The sequence below is a fragment of the Nocardia sp. NPDC004151 genome, assembly GCF_042874235.1.
Lineage (GTDB): Bacteria > Actinomycetota > Actinomycetes > Mycobacteriales > Mycobacteriaceae > Nocardia.
Window position 1 is genome coordinate 377,951 of record NZ_JBIAMR010000004.1, and the last position, 17,870, is coordinate 395,820.

The window sequence follows — 17,870 nt, forward strand, 5'->3', positions numbered from 1 at the left end:
TCCGAGGGATCCGGGGGTCTTACCTGCCGATGGGACGGTCGAGCCCGCGCAGCTCGGCCTCCCACCGCATGCCGTGCAGGCGTTCCAGCAACCGAGTCAGGCACCAGAGCAGTGCCAGCAGCGCGAAGCCCACGCCGATCAGCAACGCGACGCCGGTGCCGATGCCGTCGAGCACCGCCGATCCGGGTTGCCGGGGCGGGGCGCCGGGCAAGCCGTCTGCCCCGAGCCAGGTCTGCACGGTGGATCCGATCTTGGTGTCACGACGCACCTCGACGGTTCCCTTCCCGAGGCTCCCGTCGTGTTTCCACTGGATCTGAGCCTCGTAGTGGGCCGCCAGCGCGGGCCCGGCCGCCGCCGCGGTCTGCTTCGGCTCGGTCAGCACCGTCGCGAGCACCTCGGTCTTCGCGGCGTTCTCGGCGCTGATCCGCTCGGCGGACCCGCTGTAGGTCGCGGTCCCGACGGCGGCCGCCACCGGGATCGCCAGCAGGAACAGGGCCACGACCAGCAGGCGGCCCAACGCCTCCCAGCGGTCCGAGGCCCGCATGAGCGGGTTCGAGTTCCACGGTCGCAGCCGCCACACCCGCCACGCCAGTGAGGAATGGTGCGACATGGTCTTTCACCTCACTTCTGGAGAACCGATCCGTCCATCCAGCATCGCGTGACCGAGCCCACCGGAGACGGGCCTTAAGTCACCGATCCGCCGGTCCGAGGTCGTCGGTCTCGCGCCGGTAGGCGGCCAGGGCAGTCGGGAGTGTCGGGAATAATCGGTCGGCGCCGATGCGGTCGGTCAGCCCAGCGGCGTCGAGGGCCGCCCGTAGATCCTTCTTGACCCGTGCCATCACGAAAACGATTCCCCGGGAATCCAATTCGGACCTGAGCTGCTCGACGGCATCGAGAGCTGTCAGGTCGACCTCGACATTGGCCTCGGTATTGAGGACGAACCAGCGAACCGGGTTCACCGCGTTGTCGACGGCGGCCAGCGCACGGCGGCGGAAGTCCTCGGCGTTGGCGAAGCACAGGGGCGCGTCGTAGCGGTAGACCACCAGTCCGGGAACGGTCCTCGCCTCCGGATAGTCGTCGATATCGTGCATGCCCGCCAGGCCGGGGACGAACCCCTGGATGGCGTCGTGCGCGCGGGCCACCCGACGCAGCAGGTCCAGAATCGACAGCCCGACCGCGATCAGGATGCCGTACAGCACTCCTGCGGCCAGCACCGCGACCGCCGTGCTCAGCGCGAGTAGCAGCTCACTGCGCCGAAACCGGGCCAACCGGCCGAACTCGGGCAGGTCGATCAACCGCAGCGCGGCGTAGATGACCAATGCGCCCAATGCCGCGGACGGGACCGCGGCCAACACCGTCCGCCCCCAGAGCACGACGGCCAGCGCGGTGGCCAGCGCGACCACCGCATACAGCTGGGTGCGCGCCCCGGCGGCATCGGCGATGGTCGTACGGCTGCCGCTGCAACTGACCGGAAATCCTTGCGATACACCGGCGGTCAGGTTGGTCGCGCCCATGGCGAGCAATTCCTGGTTCGCGTCCACGGTGTCGCCGTGCCGTGCCGCGAAGGCCCGCGAGGTCAGGACCATGTCGGAGAATCCGACCAGGGCGATGCCGACAGCGGGCAGCAGCAGTTTGCCCACATCGGCGGCCGCGACCTGCGGCACGCTCGGCACCGGCAGCCCGGACGGGATCGCGCCCACGACGCGAATTCCGTGCTCCCGCAGGGAGAAGACAGCCACCACCGCCGTCGCTCCCAGGACAGCGATCAGCGGGCCGGGAACACGCGCGGCGTGTTTCGTCGACAGCAGCAGCATCATCAGGGTGAGGGTGGACAGAAGCACTGTCGGCCAATGCAATTCATCGATGTTCGACGCGAAGGACCGCAACTGATCCGCGATGGACTCCCCCGCCACGCTCACCCGGCTGAGCCTCCCGAGCTGACTCACGATCATGATTCCCGCGGTCCCGGCCAGATACCCCACCAGCACCGGTTTCGACAGCAGATCGGCGAGCACTCCGAGCCGGGCCACCGCACCGGCCACACAGCAGGCTCCGACCACCAGCGCCAGCATCGCCGCCAGCGCGGCGTACCGGCCCGGATCCCCCGCCGCCAGCGGCGCCAGCGCCACCGCCGTCATGAGCGCGGTCGTCGACTCGGGCCCGACCGACAGCCGCTTGGACGTCCCCAGCACGACGTACACCGCCAGCGGCCCGAGCGTCGCCCACAAGCCCACGATCGGCGCCAGACCCGCCACGGTCGCGTAGGCCATGACCTGAGGAATCAGATAGGCCGCCACGGTGACTCCGGCCAGCGCGTCCGACCGCAGCCAGGCCCGCCGGTAGCCCCGGAACTGTCGTGTTCCGGGCAGCCACCGCGCCGCGGCCTCGCCCATCCCTGCACGGTACCGCGCGCGGTCACCCCGGCGTGGGGTTCGGAACCGGCGCCGCGCTGTCACCGCCGCCACTGGGACGGCCGGACGCGATCGTGGCTCGCCGGTGCGGCCGGGAGCCCTGTGGTCGACAGGAATGCGACCGCGATGGCGATCGAAAAGTGTTCCCGGCTCACGGTACCGCGCCGTTCAGGACCAGCACCCCCGCGGTGAGCAGGGCGGCCGCCTTCACCACTTCCAGGCAGACGTAGGCATAGTGGCTGCGCGACCGCGGCCCCTCCGCGCCGGCGAGCACGGCATCGCTGCGCCGGGTCAGCCGGGGACGCACGGCGAGCAGTTGGATGGCCAGCGCGCCGATCGCCACGGCCACGGCGGCCGTCGTGGCGGATCCGGGCGGATCAGCCCAGACCGCCGCGAGAATCAGAATGGCGAAAAGGGATTCGACGCCGTTGAGGGCGCGGAAGACCAGGCGGCCGATGCCCAGCCCGATGGCCAGGGTGACGTTCGGGGCGCGGAACTTCAACGGCGCCTCGATGAACGAGATGGCCAGCACCATGCCGAGCCATAGGAAATCGGCGGCGGTGAGGAAGGCACCGGCGGTGGTCATCGATATCACCCTCTCGAGACATCCGGTCCCGCAACGAGTCCCAGATCACCGTCGTAGCGGCGGTACAGGAGGCGGCCGCGGCGGTCGGACGGGTCGGTGAAGAACAGGAACGGCAGACCGTAGGCGCACAGCCGGGCCGCCGCCTGGGCTTCGGTGAATTCCCTTGTCGGGCGTGTGTTCATGGTGAGTGGTCGCCAGGTGGCAGCGGACGGCGGACACATTCGATGTTGCCGGGCCATCCGGATGCCCAGCGGCCCCGCCCAATACACGATCGCGTCCTCGCCGGTCTCGACGTCGGTGAACAGGAGGACGTCGTAGTCCATGGCATCCATGGCGGCGGCCGCGCCGACCGGATCGAGGACCTGGAGGCAGCAGTGCTTGCGCCGCACGATGGGACGCGCGTCGCTCACCGCCGCCAGCGGCGCGCGGCCGGGATCGGGCGCCCACCGCGGCTCGGCTTTCCCGGTGAGCCGGTCGAGTTGGCGGTCGAGGCGCTCGGCGGCGAAGGTGAGCGCGAAACCACCCGGCCCGTCGGCCTGGACACGAATCGGGGCGCCCGCGAACCGCGCGTTCACTTGCGCCACCGTCGTGGCCCCGAAACTGCCGTTCCTGCTGAGCCGGACACTCGCGGGCGACTCGAGGTGGTGGCGACGCAGCACCTTCCGGACCACGCGGTCGGCCCGGCTCCTCTCGGCAGCGGTGACCGGACCACGCGACTCCACCGCGACCCCGGGCGTCGCCGCCGCCACTCGCGTCGTATTCATCGAAGATGCCCTCGCTCCTTGCCGATTCCGCCGAATGACAACGCCCATGCCATCATCCGGCGAGCGGCGCGGAACAGGGTCCAAGGTCCTCCCGGGTCACTTCCCGGCGCGCACCGGCTGTGCCGACACTCCGCTCCAGCCGGCGCGAGCGCCCGATTCCCCGATCCGGTACACCTGCACCGTCGCGGCCACGCCCGCCGCGATCGTGAGGACGGCGACCGCGCCGACGAGCATCTGTGACAACGCGCGGCCGCGTGTCTCCCGGACGTGGACGACAGCCACCAGGATCGCGACCGCCAACAGGGCGACGGCGAAGTAGACGAACGTGTCGCCGAGATGAGTGTGGTTGCGCAGGTCGGGATTTCGCCCGACCCGCCGCTCCAGCCACTCGCCCGCCTCCGTGGTGATCGGGGTCAGCACGGCGACCACCGTCGCGAGCGCGACCGTCAACCACACCAGCCGCCGCCGTGCGGCGGGCCACAGCGCCGAGGAGATCGCAAGCAGCGCGGTGAGCGGCGCCAGCACCACGATCGCGTGGACCAGCAGGATGTGGGCCGGGAGCCCGTTGATCGTGGACATCAGCGACTTCCGTTCGGTTCGGCTGCAGTGCGGACCAGCCTTCCCGGCGTCCCTGGGAGAACGCTGGGACCGCCCCGCGAGCAGGCTGGGAGCCGCCTGCGAGCGAGACTCAGCCCGCGGCGGGCCAGCGCCAGTCGGCGATCTCGGGCGGGTCGATGCCGTGGCGGCGGGCGTAGGCGTCGGCGGCTTCGCGCTGCGTGGTCAACCGCTCGGTCAGCGACGAAAGCCGGTCGGCGAGGCGCGGCACCTCGGCGAGGGCGGCGGCGGCGAGGGTGAAGCGGTCGATGCCGTTCATCGCGCACATGCTGAACGGTGTGGTGGTGGTGCCGTTGTCGGTGAAGCCGTGGACGTGCATGCGGTCGTGGCCCGGCCGGCGGTAGGCGATGCGGTGGACGAGCCAGGGATAGCCGTGGAAGGCGAAGATCACCGGGGCGTCGGTGAAGACGGCGCGGTAGTCCTCGTCGGCGATGCCGTGCGGGTGACGGTCCGGCGGGAACAGCCGGGCCAGGTCCACCACATTGACCACACGAACCGCCAAGTCCGGCACCATGTTCCGCAGCAGCGCGGCCGCGGCGAGGGTCTCCTGGGTGGGGACATCGCCCGCGCAGGCCAGCACGACCTCGGCGGGGCGATCGGCGTCCGTGCTCGCCCACTGCCAGACACCGAGTCCACGTTCGCAGTGCACGCGCGCCGCGTCGTCGTCGAGGTATTGCAGCGCGGGCTGTTTGCCGGCGACGACGACATTGACCCGGCCCCGGCTCCGCAGGCAGTGGTCGAAGACGTGCAGCAGGCAGTTGGCGTCCGGCGGCAGATACACCCGGCTCACCTCGGGCCGCTTGCTGAGCACATGGTCGATGAAGCCGGGGTCCTGATGCGAGGCCCCGTTGTGATCCTGCCGCCACACATGCGAGGTGATCAGGTAGTTGAGGCTGGGAATGGGCTCGCGCCAGGCGAAGTCGGCCGCCATGTGCAGCCATTTCGCGTGCTGCACCACCATCGAGTCGATGACGTGCGCGAACGCCTCGTAGGTGGAGAAGACGCCGTGGCGTCCGGTGAGCAGGTAACCCTCGAGCCAGCCCTGGCACAGATGCTCCGAGAGCACCTCGAAGACGCGGCCGTCGGGAGACAGCCGGTCGTCGCCCACGATGCGCCTTTCGCGCCAGCGACGGCCGGTGACCTCGAGGATCGCGTCCAGCCGGTTGGAGGTGTGCTCGTCCGGGGAGAAGAACAGCAGATTGCGGGGATTCTCGACCAGGGCGTCGCGCAGGTAGCCGCCGAGTACACGGGTGGCCTCGGCCGATTCCGTTCCGGGCGTCGCGAATTCGACCCGGTAGTCGGTCGGGCACGGAAGCCGCAGATCGACGCTGTCGTGCCCGTGCGCCGCGCGGTTCGCGCTCATGCGCAGCTGCCGCGGGTGCAGGTCCGCGATCCGGTCGACCGGACGGCCGTCGGCGTCGAAGAGCTCCTCGGGCCGGTAGGACCGCAGCCAGTCCTCCAGTTGCGCCAGGTGTTCCGGGTTCTCCCGGACGCCCGCCAGCGGTACCTGGTGGGCCCGGAAGGTGCCTTCCACGCGGACGCCGTCGACCATGGCCGGACCGGTCCACCCCTTGGGGGTCGCCAGCACGATCATCGGACGGCACGGGTCGCGCGGCCCCAGCCCGCGCTCGGCGTCGTCGCGGATCTCGCGGATGCGCTCCATCGCCTCGTCGAGCACGGTCGCGTAGCGTTCGTGCACCTCGGCGACATCGGAGCCCTCCACGTACATGGGCTCCCAACCCTGCGCGGTGAGCATGGCGTCGAGGTCATCGCGCGACATGCGGGCCAGCAGTGTCGGATTCGCGATCTTGTAGCCGTTGAGATGCAGGATCGGCAGCACGGTCCCGTCGGACACGCGGTCCAGGAACAGCGACCCGTGCCAACTGGTGGCCAGCGCGGCGGTCTCGGCCTCGCCGTCGCCGATCATGCAGGCCACCACCAGATTCGGATTGTCCAGGGCCGCACCGGTGGCGTGCGCGAGCGAGTAGCCCAGCTCACCGCCCTCGTGGATGGAGCCCGGCAGATGCGGCGAGGCGTGACTGGGCACGCCGCCGGGGAACGAGAACTGCCGGAACAACTCCCGCATCCCGGCCAGGTTCTGCCCCACCTCCGGATGCCGCAGCGAGTAGGTGCCCTCGAGCCAGGTCGCGGCGGTGAGCGCCGCCGCGCCGTGGCCGGGGCCGAGCACGAACAGCATCTCCTGCCCGGTGCGCATGATGGCGCGATTGAGGTGGGCGTACGTGAGTGTCACCCCGGGCACGGTGCCCCAGTGCCCGATCAGCCGCGGCTTGATGTGTTCGGGCCGCAGCTTCTCGGTCAACAACGGGTTGTCCATGAGGTAGATCTGGCCGGCGGCCAGATAGTTCGCCGCCCGCCACCATGCGTCCAGATCGACCAGGTCGTCCCGGATTTTGGTCTCGGATCCGGGCATGGTTCTCGTCATCGCTTCGTCTCCTCGGTATCGGCGTGCACCACCATCACCGGGCAGTGCGCGTGCTGGACCAGGTGATGGGCGGTGGATCCGAGGAGCAGGCCCGTGAATCCGCCGCGGCCGCGGTTGCCGACCACGACCAATTGCGCGGTCTTCGACAGCTCGGTGAGCTGGGCCCCGGGCCCGGCGGTGCAGACCTCCCGGGTCACCTCGACGTCCGGGTACTTCTCCTGCCAGCCCGCCAGCCGTTCGGCCAGCACGGCCGCCTCGACGTCGTCGAGATTCCCGGTCATCGCGGTCACCTCGCCGGCGAACTGCCCGGTGTCCCAATCGCTCCAGGCGTGCATCGCGACCAGGCCGGTGCGCCGCTCGGCGGCCTCGGCGAACGCCGCGGCGATGGCGGCCTCGCTGGTCCGGCTGCCGTCCACACCCACCACCACGGGTCCGGAGGTCCGGACCGCGTCGCCGGTGGCGGGGTCCGGCCGCACCACGATGACCGCGCCGGACGCGTGGCTGGTGACCGCCAACAGGGTCGAGCCCAGGTGCGCGAGGGTTCCGGCGGTGCCGGACGCGCCGATCACCACCGCGAAGGCGGTCACGCTGTCCTCGATCAGCAATTGGGCGGCGGTGTCGCCGGACATGGACGCCGTGAGCGGGACCTCCGGGTCGTACTCGCCCGCGGCGGTCACCGCGCGCGCCACCAGCGCCTTGCCCGCCGCTTTGACGCTGTCGATCAGCGGTAGCGTGGCGACCGCGTAGGTTCCGACGCCGCGGCTCACGCCGACCAGGTCCAGCCCGTGCACGATGTGCAGCCGCCGCCGATGCTGCGCGGCGTACCGCACCGCCCACCGCAGCGCTCGCGCCGAACCGTCCGAGCCGTCCACGCCGACCACGACGGGCGCGGAGGCCAGCCGATGCGGATCGTCGTACTGCTGCTCTGTCATCGTGACCTCCGGGTGAGGTGAAATCATCGGCGCCCGAACCGGGCTGGTCCTCTCACGGTAGGAACGCCCCCGCTCCCGCTGCTGCGGGCGATCGTCCTCGAAGCGGGGACCAAAGGCCTCAGCGCGGCGCTCCCGACCATCGCCTCGGGACTTCGGCCGCCGTTGGTCACTCCCGGGTCGGGAACAACGGCCCTGCTGCCCGCCGCACGCAGGCACCAGGCTGATCATCATGGATTCTCCCGCACCTCCGCATGCCGTAGCGATAGCGGCGCTGGTTCTCGGTTCGGTCATGGTCGTCGCGATCCCCGCGGCCACCGACGATCTGTCCGTCTGGGCGCGGATGTACGGCACGGCGCTGGTCTACCTCGCGTTCACCGAATATCTGGCGGTCGCGGTCGGGCTGGTCCGCTGGGGTGCCGGTCAGCTGCGTTCCTGATCGCGGCCCGCCACGAAATCCCGTGCGTCCAGCGGTACCCGCACGGTGGCCCCGGCCGCCAGCATCTCGGTGACGCCGTCACAGTGGACCTCCACCGGATCGGCGCTTCCCGGATCCGCGGCGACCTCCAGCGCGTGAGCGCTGATCCGGATCGCCAGGCGATGTCCCCGGTAGATGATCGAATAGCGCAGCTCCCCCAGCTCCGACGGCCAGCAGGGGTTGAAGATCAGCCGATCGGATCGGATCTCCATCCCGGTGAAGCAGCGCTGCACCAGGTCGATGCTTCCGGCCATGGCTCCCAGATGAATTCCCTCCTCCGTGGTGCCGCCCTGGATGTCGGCGACATCGGAGTCGAGCACCCGGTCGAAGAACTCCATCGCCTGCGCCCGGTGCGCGCGGGCCAGCACCCAGGCGTGGACCAGCGCGCTGAGTGTGGAGCCGTGCGAGGTCCGGGCCAGGTAGTAGTCGATGGTCCGCGGAATCATCTCTCCCGGCAGCTCGTATCCGAGTCGCTCGAGCACGTCTCGCAACTCGTCGGCCGAGAGCAGGTAGAACAGCATCAGCACATCGGCCTGTTTGGCGGCCCGGTACCGGTTGACGTCGTCGCCCTCGGCCTCGAGGATGCGATCCAGTCGCTGGATCTCGCCGTAGCGCTGCCGATAGCCGTCCCAATCGAGTTCGGCCAGCGACTCGTAGCCGTCGAACTGGCTGATGACGCCGTCGTGGAACGGTACGAACATGCGGCGGCTCACGTGCTCCCACCGGGCGAGTTCGCGCGGCGAGACGCGCAGTGACTCCAGCAGTTCCGCGCGCGCCCGCGGCGTCAGCCGGTCCAGGGCCTCCTGTGCGCGCACCAGGGTCCAGACAGCCATCACGTTCGTGTAGGCGTTGTCGTCGACACCGGTCCCGGGCGCGGTGGGCGAACCGGTATGGAATTCGTCGGGCCCGATGACGCCGCGCAGGTGATAGCGATCGTGGCGGGGATCGTAGTCGGCCAGGCTCGCCCAGTACCGGGCGATCTCGACCAGCAGTTCGGCCCCGTAATCGGTGAGGAATTCGAGGTCGCCGGTGGCCTGGTAGTACTGCCACACGGTGTAGGCGATCGCACTGCCGATGTGATGGGCGCGCGGGCTCGGATCCGGATTCCAGTGCCCCGACAACGGATTCAGATGCAGCAGCTGGCTCTCCTCGCGACCGTCGGAACCCGACTGCCACGGGAACATCGCTCCGCGCTGACCGGCCGCGGCGGCGGCCCGGCGCGCCTCGGGCAGACGCCGGTAGCGGTAGCGCAGCAGCCCGCGCGCCAGGCGCGGGAAGCGCGGGTTCAGGACCGGGTGGACGAACAGCTCGTCCCAGAAGACGTGCCCGCGGTACGCCTCGCCGTGCAGGCCGCGCGCGGGGACGCCGACATCGAGATCGGCGGTGTGCGGTGACAGGGTCTGCACCAGATGCAGCAGGTGGAGCCGGATCACGCGGGTCGCCCGGTCACCGCCGTCGAGGTCGATGCGCAGCCGATCCCACAGGTGTTCCCAGGCGGCCGTATGAGATTCGAGCAGATCCGCGAAGCCGCCGGCCGCGCGCAACGACCGCGCGGCCTCGTCGTCCGGAGCCGAGACGGCGTGGTCGCGACCGGTGACCACGGCTGCGATCTTCTCCAGTACGACGGTGTCCCCCTCGGCCAGCGCGACGCCGTGGTCGTGTCCGATCGAGTTCTCCGACTCGACGAGTTCGGTTGCGGGGCACAGTTTCACCCCGTCACGGTGCAGGGTTCCGCGCGCGGCTGTCGCCACCGGAATTCCCGACTGCCCGGTGCGCACGACGAGCAGCACCGATTCGGGCGACAGTTCACGCGCTGACGCCGGCGCGAGATGATTACCCGACAGGTCGCGATATCGGGCCACCAGTTCGTTGCGGACGCCACCGTCCACCGTCGAGCGGAAGATCACGGTGCCCGACCAGTTCTCGGCGGTCACCTCGGTCTCCAGCGCGCACAGGTGCGGGGCGTGCATGGCCGCGAAGCGCCGCTGCCGGACCCGCGTGATTCGCCCGGTGGCGTCGCGGAAACGGAACCGCCGCGACAGGACGGCCCGGCGCAGATCGAATTCCTGCCGATAGGACAGCAATTCGACGGTGTCGATGTCGAGCCAGTCGCCGTCGCCGACGCGGAAGGTCACCGGCAGCCAGTTCGGCAGGTTCACCAGGCTCTCGTTGTCGACGGTACGCCCGGCCACCTGGTCGAAGAGCCGGTTGTAGGTCCCCGCGACATACGTCCCCGGATAGTGGTGCTCGCTCGCCGTGCAGTCGGGCGCCGCGCCGCGGGTGGCGAGGTAGCCGTTGCCGACCGTGCACAACGCCTCCCGCAGCCGCTCGTGCGCCGGGTCGTAGCCGTCGAAGGCGAGCACCCACGAATCCGACACCGCCCCGGTCGATTCGGCGTCGAACAGCCTCGCCAGGTCGTCGAGGAACGCGCGCACGCCCTCCGGGCCGGACAGCGCGAACCGGGCGGCGGTCCGGCGGTCGCCGTTCTCGTCATGGCGGACCACCACCGAGAGTCCCTCGGCCTCGATGGAGTCGAAGGCGTCCTCGTCGGTGAGATCGTCGCCGACGTAGATCGGCAGGGTGGACGTGGTGAGATGGCCCAGGATCCAGTGCAGTGCGGTTCCCTTGTCCCAGTCCACATCCGGCCGCAGCTCCACGACCTTCCGCCCTCCCGTCACCCGCAGGCCCCGGTCGTGAGCTTGGGCATGGACCGCGGCGGTCACCGCGGGCACTCGTTCCGGCGGCACCCGCCGGTAGTGCACGGCGACCGCGAACCGCTTGTGCTCCACCAGAATCCCGGGGACGTCGCCGAGCGCCCGCTCGAGCTCCGTCGCCGCCGCGGCCAGCGCCGCCTCCGCGCCCGGTGCCGCGTCGTGCACATGGGTCGTTCCGTCCGGGGCCAGCAGCTCGAATCCGTGACACCCCGCGTACCAGAGTCCGTCCACGCCCACCCGATCGCGCAGATCCGCCAGTTCCCGCCCGCTCACGATGGCCACCGGGCACCGCGCCGCCAGTCGCGCCAGGGCCGCGGCCGCGCCGTCGACCAGTGTCGCGGCGGCCGGATCCGGCACGATGGCCGAGAGCGTGCCGTCGAAATCGAGCAGCACCGAGGCCTTCTCGGTATCGAGCAGGTCGCCCAGGCGAGCCGCGGCGGCCTCGGGCAGCTCCGACATCCGCCGGAAACCGTTGCGCAGCCCCACCTGCCCGAGGTCGGCGACCACGACATCGGCGCCGTGTTCGGCCAGCCGGTCCCCGTGCCCGCCCCGATCGATGCCGATCACCAGGCCGAAACCACCCGCGCGCCCGGCGGCCACACCGGCCTCCGCGTCCTCCACGACAATGGTCCGCGCCGGTTCGGCCCCGAGCCGGCGCGCGGCCTCGAACAGCATCGCGGGATCGGGTTTGCCCGCCAATCCCAGCTCGTCGGCGTCGATCCCGTCCACGCGCACGCCGAACAGATCACCGATGCCCGCCGCGCGCAGGACCTCGGCGCAGTTGCGGCTGGCGGAGAAGATCGCGACGCCGAGTCCCGCGGTCTGCAAGCGGCGTACCAGCGCCACCGTACTCGCGAACGCGGGCACCCCGGCGCGGGTGAGGCGCTCCAGGAACAGCCGGTCCTTGCGATTGCCCAGCGCACAGACGGTCTCCGCGTCCTCACCGTCGCCTGGTTCCCCATAGGGCAGTGAGATACCCCGCGCGGCAAGGAAATTGGTGACCCCCTGGTATCGAGGGACGCCGTCGACCCACCGCAGATAGTCGTCGGCGGTGAACGGTGATCGATCCTCGCCGGGCGCCACGGCACGGTGTGTCAGGAACTCGTCGAACATCTCCGTCCAGGCCGCCGCGTGGACCGAAGCGCTGTCGGTCACCACGCCGTCCATATCGAAGATCACCGCATCGTGACGCCGCGCATCGATCAGCGGCGTGGCCTGTGTGTGCTCGTCCACCATTTCAGCGTGCGTCGCGCTCGGCGTGTCGCCAAGGGTCCTGTAGCACCGCACCGAGGACCAATGGCCCCTGCGGTAAGGACCGCTCGCGTCCTAGCGTGAGTCCATGAGCCCACTACCCAGCGGTGACACGATCGAGCAGGCCGTCCGGCTGTCCGGTCGAGCGCCCTCGCTGCACAACAGCCAGCCGTGGCGTTGGGTCTTCGACGGCGCCGCCCTGCACCTGTACTCGGTCCGCGAGCGCATGCTGCCCGCCACCGACGCCTCCGGCCGACAGCTGCTGATCAGCTGCGGGCTGGCCCTGGGCCACCTGCGGGCCGCGCTCGCCGCGGCCGGATGGCAGACCCGGGTCGCCTACTTCCCGAATCCCACCCGCCACGAACACCTGGCGACGGTCACTTTCGAGCCCGCGCGCATCGTCACCGACGCCGACCGGGATCGCGCGGCCGCCATCGAGGTCCGCTACACCGACCGGCTGCCTTTCGGTGCGCCGAAGGACTGGCGCGAGTTCGAACCGGTGCTGCCGGTGGTCGTCGACCCGCGCGACGCGGTGATCACCGTGCTGCCGTCCGAGGCCCGCTCCGAGCTGGCCCACGCGTCGCGGCTCACCGCCGCGGTGCGCCGCTACGATTCCAGCTATCAGGCCGAATTGCAGTGGTGGACAGGGCATTCACTGGCTGCGGAGGGCATCCCTCCGGAAGCGCGGATCTCCACCGAGGAGCGTCAGCGTGTCGAGGTGAGTCGTGTCCTGCCCGCGGTCGGGGGCGAATCGCGCCGCACCGAGGTGGACGAGGACCGATCGGTCGTCGTGGTCCTCTCCGGCGACGACAGCGCGATCGAATTCCTGCGCTGCGGCGAGGCGCTGTCGACGCTTCTGCTCGAGTGCACGGTCGCCGGCTATCACACCTGCCCACTGACCCACGTCACCGAACTGCCGCGCAGCCGTGCCATGATCCGGGCACTCACGGGCCGCGACGAGCAGCCGCAGGTCCTCGTCCGGATCGGAAGCGTGCCCGTCTCCGAGCGGCGCCTGCCCCGCACGCCGCGCCTGCCGCTCACGCAGATCCTGACTCTCACCGCACCCGCCACCGCGGTATCGGAATGAGTTCCGGCGTTTCCCGGCCGCGGGCCCCGCGAGCTATCGTTGACCTGACCACCCAAGAAGATGGGAACCGGCCATGACCACCGTTTTTCTCGTGGACGACCACGAGATCGTTCGCCGCGGGCTAGTCGACTTGCTCGAGAGCGACCCCGACATCACCGTCGTCGGCGAGGCCTCCGACGCCGCCCAGGCCCTGGCCCGGATCCCCGCGCTCAACCCCGATGTCGCGGTGCTCGACGTGCGGCTGCCCGACGGCAACGGCATCGAGCTGTGCCGCGATCTGCTCTCCCGGCTGGACGGGTTGCGCTGCCTGATCCTCACCTCGTTCACCGACGAGCAGGCCATGATGGACGCCATCCTGGCCGGAGCCAGCGGCTATGTCGTCAAGGACATCAAGGGCATGGAACTGGCCAAGGCCATCAAGGAGATCGGGGCCGGCCGTTCGCTGCTGGACAATCGCGCCGCCGCCGCTCTCATGGACCGGCTGCGCCGCAGCACGCAGACCGACGGCCCGCTCGCCGGGCTCACCGAACAGGAACGCAAACTCCTCGACCTGCTCGGTGAGGGCCTGACCAATCGTCAGATCGCCGAGCGCATGTTCCTCGCCGAGAAGACCGTCAAGAACTACGTTTCCCGGCTGCTCGCCAAGCTCGGTATGGAACGCCGCACCCAGGCCGCCGTTTACGCTTCCAAGCTGCGTGGCGACCACCCCCATCCGGTCTAGATCGAGATCGCGACCGAACACCGCGCCCCGCTGATCGGGGCGCGGTGTTCGTCGTCGCACAGCGACCGGTGCGCGTGGCCGCGCTCGCGAAAGCCGATCCCCGAGGCCGCAGCGATTCCGCGGCGAAGGTGACCTGAAGGGGGTCTCCGGCATCGCCGGCCCAGTGATCGCCTCCCGTGACTTGCAGGTGTCACGTCGCGGCGGAGGCTCTAATCGACCGGCGTACAGCGTTATCCGGCGTGCGGGTCGCCCGCGCCTCGCTCCAGGAAACGCCTCGGGGATCGACCTGCGAATGATGCGGGGTACAGCCCGGCCGCCGCAGCAGCGGCAAGTCCTCGGCTACAGGGTCTTTGGTCCCCGGGGCACATGCGGGCGGCCTCTACCGAGCCCGGCGTTCCAGCGCAACCCTCGAAGGCATGTCGATGCGCACGCGCCCGGCCGTCGCGAATACCGGCCCGCGCCAACCGGTTCACGCCCTGTCGGCCGCGATCGCCGCGGCGCGACCGGTCGATCAGGTGATGGCCGCGCTCGACAGCGGCGATGGCGGTCTGACCGAGGCCGAACACACCCGCCGGGCAGAGGTCTTCGGTCCCAATTCCCTTCGGACCCATCGGGTACGGCTCGCATCGGTCGTGGCCAGGCAATTGCGTTCTCCACTTCTGCTTCTGCTGGCCGTGACCGCCGCCGTCGCGTTCTTCCTGGGCGAGCGCACCGACGCGGTGGTCATCGGCGCGATCGTGGCCATGTCGGTGGGTCTGGGCACCGTCAACGAGTTTCGCGCCGAGCAGGCCGCCGACTCGCTGCGTGACCGCATCCGGCATCGGGTGGTGGTGGTGCGCGACGGCGTCGCCCGATCGATCGACCTGGTGGAACTGGTGCCCGGCGATATCGTCGAGTTGCGGGCCGGGGAACTGGTACCCGCGGATCTGCGGCTGCTGTCGTCGACCGGGCTGCACTGCGATGAATCGGTGCTGACCGGCGAGGCGGAACCGGTGCGCAAGTCGCCGGAGGTGGTGCCCGCGGGCAGCCCGGTCGCCGAACTCGCGTCCTGCGCGCTCATGGGCACGGTGGTCGCCTCCGGCACCGGCAGCGGCATGGTGATCGCGACCGGCGGTGACACCGAATTCGGGCGTATCGCGGCCGGTTTGGCGCACCGGGAGCCCGAGACCGAGTTCCAGATCGGACTGCGCCGGTTCTCGATGCTGCTGGTCCGGGTGGACGCCGTCCTGACGATCGGCATCTTCGCGGTGAACCTGGTCCTGCACCGGCCGCTGCTGGACGCGCTGATGTTCTCGCTGGCGATCGCGGTCGGGATCTCACCCCAACTACTCCCCGCGGTGGTCTCCACCGGCCTGGCGGCCGGGTCGCGGCTGCTGGCCCAGCGCAAGGTGCTGGTGAAGAGGCTGGTCTGCATCGAGGATCTGGGCGATACCGAAGTGCTGTTCACCGACAAGACCGGGACGCTGACCGAGGGCCGGATCGAGTTCATGCGCGCCGTCCCCGTGGACGGGGCGGCCAGCGCCGACGTCGTCGCGCTGGGCCTGGTCTGCGCCGACGGCTCCATCGAGAATGGCGCTCTGGTCGGTGGCGACGCGCTCGACACCGCACTGTGGGCGGCGCCGGTCGCGCCCCGGGCCGCGGTGCGGGAGTATTCGCGTGCGGCGACACTGCCTTTCGATCATCGGCGCCGCATGATCTCGGTACTCGTCGATTCGCCCGGAGGCGGACGCGTCATCGTCACCAAGGGCGCGCCCGAGGCCGTCCTCGCCCGCTGCGAGCAGGTGCCCGAGTCGGCGATCGGAGCCCTCGACGCGGAATTCGCGGCCGGGCACCGGGTGGTCGCCGTGGCCACCCGTGCCGCCTCCGGTATGACATCGTTGACGGCCTCCGAGGAGACCGGGCTCCGCCTGGCCGGATTCCTGATCTTCCTCGATCCGCCGAAATCCTCTGCGGCAGCGGCAATCAGCCGGCTGACGACGCTGGGCATCACGGTCAAGGTGATCACCGGCGATCATCCGGGCGTGGCCGCGCAGGTGTGCGAACGATTGGGTCTGCCGGTGAACGGCACCCTCTCAGGCGCCGAGGTGGACCGGCTCACCGATCGCGAGCTCGCCGAGAGACTGCACACCACCACCGTTTTCGCGCGCATCGATCCCGAGCAGAAGGCGCGCATCGTGCGCGCGCAACGCTCGCTCGGCGTCGATGTCGCCTTCCTCGGCGACGGCGTCAACGACGCGCTCGCCCTGCACGCCGCCGATGTCGGAATCTCCGTGGACGCGGCCACCGATGTGGCCAAGGACGCCGCCGATGTGGTGCTGCTGGAGAAGGACCTGCAGGTGCTGGCCGACGGTGTCACCCAGGGACGCCGCGTCTTCGCCAACACCATGAAGTACGTCCTGATGGGTACGTCCAGCAATTTCGGCAATATGTTCAGCGCGGCGGGCGCGTCGGCGTTCCTGCCCTTCCTGCCGATGCTGCCATCGCAGATCCTGCTCAACAATCTGCTCTACGACGCCGGGCAGCTCGCCATCCCCACCGACACTGTCGACGAGGAGCAACTGGCCCGCCCGTCGCGCTGGGATATCGCGCTGATCCGGCGATTCATGCTGGTGTTCGGTCCGATCAGCTCGATCTTCGACTTCGCCACCTTCGGCGTCATGCTGTGGGCCTTCCACGCCGGCGAAACCCTGTTCCACACCGGGTGGTTCGTCGAATCGCTGGCCACCCAGACCTTGGTGCTGTTCGTGATCCGCACCCGCAGGACGCCGTTCTTCCGCAGTCATCCCAGCGTCGTCCTGCTGACCGCGGCTCTGGCCTCGGTCGCGATCGGCGCGCTGCTGCCCGTGACGCCGCTGGCGTCAGCGCTCGGCTTCGCGCCACTGCCCGCCGGCTTCTTCGCCGCACTCCTCGCCATGATCGTGGTGTACCTCGCGCTGGCCGAGGCCGCGAAACGGTGGTTCTTCCGGACACCCCCGCCCGTGCCCGCCGCCCGCGACCGCCGCACCGATCACCGATTGCGGCGTCGCGCAGCGCGTTTCGCCCTCGGAACCCCCGCCGCACCGGGGACTTCCGCACAACCGGTACAGGCATTTGGCCCCTAGAGCCCCGTGACCGGGTGCGGTGTGCTTCATGCATGACACACCGCAAGATCTACGAAGAGCAGCGCACCCTCGACCGCGTCGAACTCGCCGACCAATTGCGGGAGCTCGCCGACGAACTCGACGCCAGGGGCGCCATCACCTACGGCAGCGGGGGTACCACCGGCACCCTCATACTCCCGGACAAACTGCGCGGCGAAGTCGAGATCACGCGTTCCGACCACGACGGTCGAACGAAAGTCGTTGCCCGGTTGCGCTTCACCGGCACCGAGAGCGACGTGGACACCGAGGACGAGCAGGAGGACGATGAGGACGCGGATTGGGAGATCGACGACCCCTATGCCTGAGCCGTCGGCGACGCGGCTATCCCGCCTTCTTCACCACGAGCCGCACCCCGGTCACCAGGGTCGGCTCGATGGCGACGAGGGAATCCATCACCCCGTCCACCCACGGCTGCAGCATCGCCTCGTAGCGGGCGACGCGCTCGGGATCGGTCACCGGTCGGGCGATACCCGTCACCACAACCGACCATCCCAGCTGTTCGACGGGATCGATCTCATCGGCTTCGTAAGCCACGACGACGTTTTCGTCCGCGCGCACCGTCGAGGTGAGCCGCGACGTGAGCCGGGTCCGCACGATGACGATCTCGCCGTCGTCGACCAGGTGGTTCACCGGCCGCACGGCGGGCAGCGCGTCCCGGGTGAAGATCACCCGCCCGAACGACACACTCGCCAGCAGCCGCAGCGCCTCGTCTCGGCCCATGGCCACGGTGG

At 70.1% G+C, this 17,870-nt stretch carries 14 protein-coding genes; 5 read left to right on the forward strand and 9 right to left on the reverse strand.

Annotated features, from left to right (window positions below; translation table 11 throughout):
• Window positions 1–19: 19 nt before the first annotated feature.
• The 7 genes from ACFYTS_RS12565 to ACFYTS_RS12595 all read right to left on the reverse strand — a co-directional run bounded on the left by ACFYTS_RS12565 (window position 20) and on the right by ACFYTS_RS12595 (window position 7,751).
• Complete coding sequence (locus ACFYTS_RS12565) at window positions 20–610, reverse strand: hypothetical protein (protein WP_357283817.1); 591 nt, start codon at window positions 608–610, stop codon at window positions 20–22.
• A gap of 79 nt (window positions 611–689) precedes the next feature.
• Window positions 690–2,393, reverse strand: coding sequence for a sulfate permease (locus tag ACFYTS_RS12570; protein WP_357283821.1), 1,704 nt, complete (start codon window positions 2,391–2,393; stop codon window positions 690–692).
• A 169-nt stretch (window positions 2,394–2,562) separates the two neighbouring features.
• Window positions 2,563–2,997 carry a hypothetical protein gene (locus ACFYTS_RS12575; protein ID WP_387303538.1) on the reverse strand — a complete coding sequence of 145 codons (435 nt, stop codon included), beginning with the start codon at window positions 2,995–2,997 and terminating at the stop codon, window positions 2,563–2,565.
• A 5-nt stretch (window positions 2,998–3,002) separates the two neighbouring features.
• Complete coding sequence (locus tag ACFYTS_RS12580) at window positions 3,003–3,761, reverse strand: sigma 54 modulation/S30EA ribosomal C-terminal domain-containing protein (RefSeq protein ID WP_357283828.1); 759 nt, start codon at window positions 3,759–3,761, stop codon at window positions 3,003–3,005.
• Window positions 3,762–3,857: 96 nt separating this feature from the next.
• Complete coding sequence (locus ACFYTS_RS12585) at window positions 3,858–4,340, reverse strand: DUF2231 domain-containing protein (RefSeq protein WP_387303540.1); 483 nt, start codon at window positions 4,338–4,340, stop codon at window positions 3,858–3,860.
• Window positions 4,341–4,449: 109 nt separating this feature from the next.
• Window positions 4,450–6,819: a phosphoketolase gene (locus tag ACFYTS_RS12590; RefSeq protein ID WP_387303543.1), complete on the reverse strand. Its 2,370-nt coding sequence runs from the start codon at window positions 6,817–6,819 to the stop codon at window positions 4,450–4,452.
• On the reverse strand, window positions 6,816–7,751 hold the full coding sequence (locus tag ACFYTS_RS12595) for a universal stress protein (RefSeq protein ID WP_387303545.1): 936 nt from the start codon (window positions 7,749–7,751) through the stop codon (window positions 6,816–6,818). Before ACFYTS_RS12595 ends, ACFYTS_RS12590 begins: the two co-directional genes overlap by 4 nt.
• A 229-nt stretch (window positions 7,752–7,980) precedes the next feature.
• On the opposite strand from ACFYTS_RS12595, the gene ACFYTS_RS12600 reads away from it, so the two are divergent.
• The gene (locus tag ACFYTS_RS12600) at window positions 7,981–8,187 is read left to right on the forward strand and encodes a hypothetical protein (protein ID WP_357283839.1); all 207 of its coding nucleotides are present in this window, start codon (window positions 7,981–7,983) and stop codon (window positions 8,185–8,187) included.
• Here the strand turns inward: ACFYTS_RS12600 and otsB are convergent.
• Window positions 8,172–12,176 carry a trehalose-phosphatase gene (gene otsB / locus ACFYTS_RS12605; RefSeq protein WP_387303547.1) on the reverse strand — a complete coding sequence of 1,335 codons (4,005 nt, stop codon included), beginning with the start codon at window positions 12,174–12,176 and terminating at the stop codon, window positions 8,172–8,174. The genes ACFYTS_RS12600 and otsB overlap by 16 nt on opposite strands.
• 103 nt (window positions 12,177–12,279) lie before the next feature.
• Here otsB and ACFYTS_RS12610 point away from each other — a divergent pair, with 103 nt between their 5' ends.
• From ACFYTS_RS12610 to ACFYTS_RS12625, 4 genes are all read left to right on the forward strand, one after another.
• Window positions 12,280–13,278 carry an Acg family FMN-binding oxidoreductase gene (locus ACFYTS_RS12610; RefSeq protein WP_387303549.1) on the forward strand — a complete coding sequence of 333 codons (999 nt, stop codon included), beginning with the start codon at window positions 12,280–12,282 and terminating at the stop codon, window positions 13,276–13,278.
• 73 nt (window positions 13,279–13,351) lie between these two features.
• On the forward strand, window positions 13,352–13,999 hold the full coding sequence (locus ACFYTS_RS12615) for a response regulator transcription factor (protein ID WP_357283847.1): 648 nt from the start codon (window positions 13,352–13,354) through the stop codon (window positions 13,997–13,999).
• A 416-nt stretch (window positions 14,000–14,415) separates the two neighbouring features.
• Window positions 14,416–17,100: a magnesium-translocating P-type ATPase gene (gene mgtA / locus ACFYTS_RS12620; protein WP_387303552.1), complete on the forward strand. Its 2,685-nt coding sequence runs from the start codon at window positions 14,416–14,418 to the stop codon at window positions 17,098–17,100.
• A 32-nt stretch (window positions 17,101–17,132) separates the two neighbouring features.
• Window positions 17,133–17,444, forward strand: a complete 312-nt coding sequence (locus tag ACFYTS_RS12625; protein ID WP_357283851.1) for an amphi-Trp domain-containing protein — start codon at window positions 17,133–17,135, stop codon at window positions 17,442–17,444.
• A gap of 16 nt (window positions 17,445–17,460) precedes the next feature.
• On the opposite strand, the gene ACFYTS_RS12630 is transcribed toward ACFYTS_RS12625, so the two are convergent.
• Entirely contained in the window at window positions 17,461–17,859 is a 399-nt protein-coding gene (locus ACFYTS_RS12630) for a pyridoxamine 5'-phosphate oxidase family protein (protein ID WP_387303820.1), read from the reverse strand.
• Between the last annotated feature and the right edge of the window lie 11 nt (window positions 17,860–17,870).

Excerpts from the sequence above, each read along its gene's own strand:
- ACFYTS_RS12565 (WP_357283817.1), bottom strand. The coding sequence starts at position 610 with ATGTCGCACCATTCCTCACTGGCGTGGCGGGTGTGGCGGCTGCGACCG.
- ACFYTS_RS12570 (WP_357283821.1), bottom strand. The coding sequence starts at position 2,393 with ATGGGCGAGGCCGCGGCGCGGTGGCTGCCCGGAACACGACAGTTCCGG.
- ACFYTS_RS12575 (WP_387303538.1), bottom strand. The coding sequence starts at position 2,997 with ATGACCACCGCCGGTGCCTTCCTCACCGCCGCCGATTTCCTATGGCTC.
- ACFYTS_RS12580 (WP_357283828.1), bottom strand. The coding sequence starts at position 3,761 with ATGAATACGACGCGAGTGGCGGCGGCGACGCCCGGGGTCGCGGTGGAG.
- ACFYTS_RS12585 (WP_387303540.1), bottom strand. The coding sequence starts at position 4,340 with ATGTCCACGATCAACGGGCTCCCGGCCCACATCCTGCTGGTCCACGCG.
- ACFYTS_RS12590 (WP_387303543.1), bottom strand. The coding sequence starts at position 6,819 with ATGACGAGAACCATGCCCGGATCCGAGACCAAAATCCGGGACGACCTG.
- ACFYTS_RS12595 (WP_387303545.1), bottom strand. The coding sequence starts at position 7,751 with ATGACAGAGCAGCAGTACGACGATCCGCATCGGCTGGCCTCCGCGCCC.
- ACFYTS_RS12600 (WP_357283839.1), top strand. The coding sequence starts at position 7,981 with ATGGATTCTCCCGCACCTCCGCATGCCGTAGCGATAGCGGCGCTGGTT.
- otsB (WP_387303547.1), bottom strand. The coding sequence starts at position 12,176 with ATGGTGGACGAGCACACACAGGCCACGCCGCTGATCGATGCGCGGCGT.
- ACFYTS_RS12610 (WP_387303549.1), top strand. The coding sequence starts at position 12,280 with ATGAGCCCACTACCCAGCGGTGACACGATCGAGCAGGCCGTCCGGCTG.
- ACFYTS_RS12615 (WP_357283847.1), top strand. The coding sequence starts at position 13,352 with ATGACCACCGTTTTTCTCGTGGACGACCACGAGATCGTTCGCCGCGGG.
- mgtA (WP_387303552.1), top strand. The coding sequence starts at position 14,416 with ATGTCGATGCGCACGCGCCCGGCCGTCGCGAATACCGGCCCGCGCCAA.
- ACFYTS_RS12625 (WP_357283851.1), top strand. The coding sequence starts at position 17,133 with ATGACACACCGCAAGATCTACGAAGAGCAGCGCACCCTCGACCGCGTC.
- ACFYTS_RS12630 (WP_387303820.1), bottom strand. The coding sequence starts at position 17,859 with ATGGGCCGAGACGAGGCGCTGCGGCTGCTGGCGAGTGTGTCGTTCGGG.